1 protein-coding gene is annotated in these 653 nt (G+C 72.9%); it reads right to left on the reverse strand.

Annotated features, from left to right (window positions below; genetic code table 11):
• Positions 1-653 (reverse strand): NAD(P)/FAD-dependent oxidoreductase (locus tag AC1DWF_RS35350; protein ID WP_476843124.1); only part of this gene is annotated, 653 nt, incomplete at both ends.

Here is a 653-nt window from a genome sequence, read left to right on the forward strand (position 1 = left end):
ACACCCCTCCCGCGAAGGCCGGCCCCAGGGCCAGCGCCGCACGCATCCGCCCGATGGCGCGCTTCGACGCGATGAGGTCGAGATAGAAGCCGCTATCCGCGACGTCGCCATAGAGCACCGCGCCGACCAGCCGATCCTCGCGCAGCATGAGGCGGCGGTAGCAGTCCTCCTCCTCATCGCGCAGCGTGATTGTCTCGCCTTCGCCGCCGATCTCGCCGGCCGACCAGACGGCGGTACCGGACACCTTCAGCGCCGCGACATCGGCGCGGGCCGCCCAGCGTCCGGCTTCCCCGGCCAGCGTGGCCGCGGCCGTCTCCGCCTGCTCCAGCGCGGGCGCGACAAGGCCGATGGTGCGCCCCTCCACTTCAGCGCATTCGCCGATGGCCAGCACGTCCGGGTCGGAGCTGCGCATGCCGCCATCCACGACGATGCCGCGATTCACCTCCAGGCCGGAGGCCGTCGCCAGCGCCATGTCCGGCCGGATGCCCACGGCCATCACGACGATGCTCGCCTTGATCACGCGCCCATCGGCGAGGCGTACGCCCGTCACGCGCTCGTCGCCCTCAATGGCGACCAGCTGCGCCGGCATGGCAAAGGAGATCCCGCGCGCGCCCATGCGTCGGGCGACCAGCGCGCCGGCCCCCGCGTCGAGC

It is taken from the genome of Aminobacter sp. P4_D5, from assembly GCF_056401815.1.